7 protein-coding genes are annotated in these 6,035 nt (G+C 39.7%); 6 read left to right on the forward strand and 1 reads right to left on the reverse strand.

Going from position 1 to position 6,035, the window contains the following annotated elements; genetic code table 11:
- The 6 genes from QZ562_RS18605 to QZ562_RS18630 all read left to right on the forward strand — a co-directional run.
- Positions 1-205, forward strand: a 205-nt coding sequence (locus QZ562_RS18605) for a hypothetical protein (protein WP_293763528.1), incomplete at its 5' end; no start/stop codon positions are given.
- Between the two features lie 146 nt (positions 206-351).
- Complete coding sequence (topA, locus tag QZ562_RS18610; RefSeq protein WP_293763531.1) at positions 352-2,994, forward strand: type I DNA topoisomerase; 2,643 nt, start codon at positions 352-354, stop codon at positions 2,992-2,994.
- A 90-nt stretch (positions 2,995-3,084) separates the two neighbouring features.
- Positions 3,085-3,654, forward strand: coding sequence for a DUF2058 domain-containing protein (locus QZ562_RS18615; RefSeq protein WP_293763534.1), 570 nt, complete (start codon positions 3,085-3,087; stop codon positions 3,652-3,654).
- Positions 3,655-3,879: 225 nt separating this feature from the next.
- Positions 3,880-4,515: a glutathione S-transferase family protein gene (locus QZ562_RS18620; protein WP_293763537.1), complete on the forward strand. Its 636-nt coding sequence runs from the start codon at positions 3,880-3,882 to the stop codon at positions 4,513-4,515.
- A 254-nt stretch (positions 4,516-4,769) separates the two neighbouring features.
- Positions 4,770-4,892 carry a hypothetical protein gene (locus QZ562_RS18625; protein WP_293763539.1) on the forward strand — a complete coding sequence of 41 codons (123 nt, stop codon included), beginning with the start codon at positions 4,770-4,772 and terminating at the stop codon, positions 4,890-4,892.
- A gap of 215 nt (positions 4,893-5,107) precedes the next feature.
- Positions 5,108-5,299 (forward strand): acyl-CoA dehydrogenase family protein, encoded by a 192-nt coding sequence (locus QZ562_RS18630; protein WP_293763542.1) that lies wholly within the window; start codon positions 5,108-5,110, stop codon positions 5,297-5,299.
- A gap of 314 nt (positions 5,300-5,613) precedes the next feature.
- Here the strand turns inward: QZ562_RS18630 and fur are convergent, their stop codons facing one another.
- Positions 5,614-6,033 (reverse strand): ferric iron uptake transcriptional regulator, encoded by a 420-nt coding sequence (gene fur / locus QZ562_RS18635; protein WP_293763545.1) that lies wholly within the window; start codon positions 6,031-6,033, stop codon positions 5,614-5,616.
- Between the last annotated feature and the right edge of the window lie 2 nt (positions 6,034-6,035).

The raw sequence follows: 6,035 nt of genomic DNA on the forward strand, positions 1-6,035 counted from the left end.
GGTCCTACCAGTCCATCAAAATTGGCTTCAAACTGTTTCATCTAAACCTCCATTATTGTTATTTATCTATGGCAATTGGGTAATTTGTACTGGATATTTATTATCTGAAATCACATACAAAAAACGATTAGATGTGCATTATACTGTTTTTGTTTGTTCTGCCAATCAGGCTGTTCTAAAAGTGAACAGTAAAAGCCTCTTTTGAAAAAGAATATTAGATAAGTATGAAGAAGAACTTGTTTTCTATTCATTTTGTCGATATATGTAAAAAAGCATTCTTGATAGGTAACTACCACTTAGTATGTGCCTAACCAATAAAAACCTATAAAAATCAAAGGTTAATACCAATTTATGGCAAAACATCTAGTCATTGTCGAATCACCGGCAAAGGCAAAAACGATTAATAAATATCTCGGCAAAGATTTTATTGTTAAATCTAGTGTCGGCCACGTTCGAGATCTTCCTCACAAGGCTGTGGGTAAAGTTGCGCCTAAAAAACCAGCAAAAGAACTTAAACTTCTCTCCGAAAAAAAGCGTGAAAATTATTTACGCGACTATGAATATAAAAAATTAGTTGATCGTATGGGGATCGATCCAAAAAACGATTGGCAAGTGCACTACGACGTACTAGAAGGTAAAGAAAAAGTTGTAAATGAGCTAAAAAAGCTGGCTAAGAATGCCGATACTGTTTATCTCGCAACGGATTTGGATAGAGAAGGAGAGGCGATAGCTTGGCATTTACGTGAGCTTATTGACGAACCTGGCAAAAATTTTCAGCGAGTAGTGTTCAACGAAATTACTAAAAACGCTGTTCAAGAAGCTTTTGCTCATCCTGGAAAATTGAATATCGAAATGGTGAATGCCCAACAAGCCAGACGATTCTTAGACCGGGTTGTTGGTTTTATGGTGTCTCCGTTGTTATGGAAAAAAGTGGCACGCGGGTTGTCTGCAGGACGTGTTCAATCTGTAGCTGCTCGTTTAGTGGTCGAGCGTGAAAGAGAAATTAAAGCCTTTGTACCTGAAGAGTTTTGGGACTTACATGCAGACTTAAACACCGCTAAACAGACCAGTTTACGGATGCAAGTTGTAAAAGAAAGTGGCGCCGCATTTAAACCAGTTAACAAGGTGCAAGCTGATAAAGCGGTAAACTTTTTAGAAAGCGCTAGTTATCAAGTGTTGAGTCGCGAATCTAAGCCGACTCAAAGTAAACCATCAGCACCGCTTATTACTTCTACTTTACAACAAGCTGCAAGTACTCGTTTGGGCTTTGGTGTTAAAAAAACCATGATGATGGCTCAGCGTTTATATGAAGCAGGTCATATTACTTATATGCGAACCGACTCAACTCATTTAGGTAAAGAGGCGGTGGATAGCTGTCGCGATTATATTAATGACAATTTTGGTAACGCTTATCTACCAGAAAACCCCATAAAATATGGTAGTAAAGAAGGCGCACAAGAAGCACATGAGGCTATTCGCCCTTCTAATGTTCTTCTGAAGTCTGAATCAATTAGTGAAGTAGAGCGAGATGCTCAGCGTTTATACGAATTAATTTGGCGTCAATTTGTTGCTTGTCAAATGACGCCAGCTAAATATGACGCCAGCACTATAAGAGTTAAAGCTGGCGAATTCGAGTTAACTGCAAAAGGTCGTGTATTAAAGTTTGATGGTTGGACAAAAGTACAAAATCCACAGCGTAAAAAAGGTGAAGAAGATTTATTGTTGCCTGATGTAAAAGAAGGTGAAGACTTAACGCTTAAAGCTCTTGAGGCCAAGCAACACTTTACAAAACCTGTGGCGCGTTTTAATGAAGCATCTTTGGTAAAAGAGTTAGAAAAACGTGGAATTGGTCGCCCATCTACCTATGCCAGTATCATTTCAACCATTCAAGACAGAGGTTATGCACGGATCGAAAGTAAACGATTCTATGCTGAAAAAATGGGTGAGATAGTTAATGATCGATTGCTGGAAAATTTTGATGATTTAATTGGTTATGATTTTACTGCCAATATGGAACAGCAACTGGATGCAGTGGCATTAGGAAAGGCTTCATGGAAAGGCGTATTAAACGAATTTTATGAGAATTTTGAAAAAAAACTCGTTATTGCTGAAAAATCGCCTGAAGAAGGTGGCATGCGTTTAAATCAAGCTGTGCCTACCGATATAGCTTGTGCAAAGTGTGACCGTCCGATGAATGTTCGCACGGCTAGTACAGGTGTTTTTTTGGGGTGTTCTGGATACAGCTTACCCCCAAAAGAACGATGCACAGGCACCATGAATTTAACTTCCGGTGATGAAGTCATCAAGGTTGAAGACGAAGAAGAATTAGAAACCGAAGTGTTACGATCTAAACGTCGCTGTGGCGTTTGTGGAACAGCTATGGATAGTTATCTGGTTGACGAGTCTCGCAAGTTACATGTATGTGGTAATACGCCAACATGTGAAGGTATTTATGAAGAGAAAGGTACCTTCAAGATCAAAGGGTATGAAGGACCCATTCTTGAATGTGACAAGTGCCAATCTAACATGGAATTGAAAAGTGGACGCTTTGGTAAATATTTTGGGTGTACAAATGAAGAATGCAAAAATACTCGAAAATTACTTAGGAATGGCGAAGCTGCGCCACCTAAGGAAGACCCCACTGATTTGCCTGAATTAGAATGTATAAAATCTGATGCTCACTTTGTGCTCAGAGATGGTGCATCTGGTATATTCTTAGCAGCGCACAATTTTCCTAAATCAAGAGAGACCCGAGCCCCTAAAGTAGAGGAGCTTGCTAGATTCAGAGATAGAATTTCTCCTAAGTTTTACTATTTAGCTGATGCACCCGCAAAAGACCCTGATGGTAGCCCTTCTATCGTGCGTTACAGCCGAAAGACCAAACAGCAGTACGTTATGTCAGAAAATGAAGAAGGCAAAGCGACGGGCTGGTCTGCATGGTGTACCGACGAAAAATGGGTTGTGGAAGATAAGCGTAAGAAACCTAAAAAGTAATGTAGGTCTAAATATTTAAGGCAATACCACAGTTTCTGGCTGGTGTATTGCCATAAGTTCAATTAATCTTTAGCAATATGGCATTCAATTATGGCGTTGTCTTTACAAGAACAATTACTCAAAGCTGGCTTAACCAATAAGAAAAAAGCAAACCAAGTTCGGCAACAAAAAAATAAACAAGCAAAAGCACAAAAAAATCATAATGTGGTAGAAACAAATGAAGCAAAATTAGCCGCTGCTGAACTGGTTGAAGCTAAAAAAACAAAAGATAGACAGCTCAACCAAAAAACAAAACAACAAGCAGAACAAAAGGCATTGGTGGGGCAAATTAAACAGCTAATTGAAACCAATAAACAACCGAAATTTAGTGGCTCTGGTCGCCAAGAAGAAGTTGCTTGCAACTTTACTGATGGCACTATGATCAAACGCATGTATGTTAGTCCATCTACCCAAAAACAAATCACCCAGGGTAAGCTCGCAATTGTTAAGTTAAACGATGGTTATGAGCTAGTGCCGACCCCAGTTGCGGATAAAATTGCAGAGCGTGATGAGGCATGTGTTGTTTATCGTGCTGACAATATCAGTGACGCGGATCAGAAAAGCAGCGAAGATGACGATTGGTACGCAGACTATGACATTCCAGATGATTTAAGTTGGTAAATAAAATAATCAAATTGAGATTCTTAAATGTGTTCTTGAGTAGGTTTAAGGTGCCACTAAATTAGTCCACCTAAGGCAGGTTTAAGCAAGCGCTAAGGGCTAGATTTAGATGCCAAAGATGACTATATAATGGTTTATCTGGCTCTACATTATAAAGTTGCTTTATTTTTCGATGGGAAAAAGTGGTGACCGTGCTATTTACTCGCGTAGTGATAGGGATTAGATATGAAAATGAAGCTTTGGCACTGTCATGGTGCGCGCTCGTTGCGTCCTTTGTGGGCAATGGAAGAAATGCAATTACCTTATGAGGTGGAGTTGCTCCGGTTCCCACCGCGTTTTTTCAAAAAGGATTTCTTAGCTATAAATCCGTTAGGAACCGTTCCTTTTTTTCAAGACGACAATACTACTATGACGGAATCAAGTGGTATTTGCCATTATCTAGTCGAAAAGTATAGTCGGTATGATGTTGGCCTAAGACCAGACCATTCCGAATACGGGGACTATCTGAATTGGCTATATCATAGTGATGCTACGCTGACATTTCCGCAAACTATTGTACTGCGTTATAGTAAATTAGAGCAGGGAGAACGGCGTTTGCCTCAGGCTGTAGAGGATTATGCCGCTTGGTTTATTGCTCGATTAAGACGCCTCGATGCGCATGTTGAGTCACGGGAATTTTTATGTGATGAACGTTTTACGATTGCGGATATCGCAGTGGGATATGCATTGCATTTGGGACAATCTTTGGGGTTAGACAGTCAATACACCCCACAAGTTAAAGATTATCTTGCGAGGCTTCAAGCTCGTCCAGCCTTTAAAAAAGCCTCAACCATAGGCGCTGATCAAAGTGTACTCAACTAGGAATTAGTCATACTGTACCAATGAATATAATGCCATTTGCGCAACAACTGCGCAGTTTATCGACAAGGAAATCAATCCATGTCGACGAGTGGGAAAAAACTGCTACTTTTCCAGCCCATTAAGCGTAAATAAAATAGGTGACTCAAGTTTGTTGAGTATTCATAAGTTACTGAATATGGTGATGTGAGTCTTGATTACAGCTATCAAAATTTTTTTTGGAAGAACTGGGTCGCGTTCGATGTGGCGGATTGCCCATGGCAACTGGTGTAAACGAGCCTCATGCTGGCTATGATGTGACAGCCATAAAAAATGCACGCAAAGAAGGTGATGATGATGTGATTAATGGGATCAAAATTTGGATCACCACTTCTGCATAAGCTGATTACATTTGTCTATTAGTGAATAATAGTGATGAGCTGGCACATAAAAATAAGTGACTTGTGATTGTGCCAACCAACACTCGAGGTATTTGTTTCTCTAAGCCTTTGAAAAACTTGGGAAGCAACCTTTTGATACTACGTAAATATTTTTTGACGTTGTGTGAGCCCAGCGTAACCTTATTGGTGCAGAAGGTGCAGGGTTTTGTTATCAAATGCGTAATAATCAGTTGATATACTTTCGTCTAGCAAGGTTGCAAACAAAGATTGAGTTACTAAATACGCTTGCTTACGAAGGGGATGAGGCTTATGCGGATGGCCCAGATGTGACACGAAAGATATCAATGGCAATGCTAAAATCTGGACGGTTTGTCCGCGGGGTTATCGATAGCTGCTTAAAATATTGAGGTGACATGGGTGGCATGTTGAACAACCTTGTTGCTTGTTGATATCGTGATGGGCGTTTGGACTAAATAGGCGCAGGTACTGACGTAATGATGCTGGGTATTATTTACAAGCTTATGAATACTCTTTGGCGCCTGTGACTTATAAAAAGTACCTGAGAAAACAGCTTATCAGAGGGTAGCCTAATAAAGATCCGACTTTCCATTCACCATTAATTTTGAAGCCGGTTTTACTCTTAAGATTTAGTCATCTAAATTCATCGTATAAAACAAAAAAACGCCACTAGTTGGTGGCGTTTTTCACAAAAACGTAACAATTAATCCTCGTCACATTCTACTTTGCACTCACCATACAAGTACAAGCTGTGGTGGGTAAGTTTCATGTTGTGGCGTTCAGCTACTTCTTCTTGGCGCCTTTCAATAACATCATCCTCAAACTCAATTACTTTGCCACATTTCAAACAAACCAAATGGTCGTGGTGTTTTTTATGACTGATTTCGAAAACTGATTTACCACCCTCGAAGTGATGTCGGTTCAAAATGCCTGCATCATCAAATTGATTTAGAACTCGGTAGACTGTTGCTAAGCCGATATCCTCATCATGCTCAATCAAAATTTTATACACATCTTCAGCACTGATATGTTGATTTTCAGGTTGCTGTAAAATATCTAGGATTTTCAAACGGGGAAGAGTGATCTTTAGTCCCGCTTTTTTTAACTCTTTATTCTGATCCATGA

This window comes from uncultured Paraglaciecola sp. (genome assembly GCF_913058035.1).
GTDB lineage: Bacteria > Pseudomonadota > Gammaproteobacteria > Enterobacterales > Alteromonadaceae > Paraglaciecola.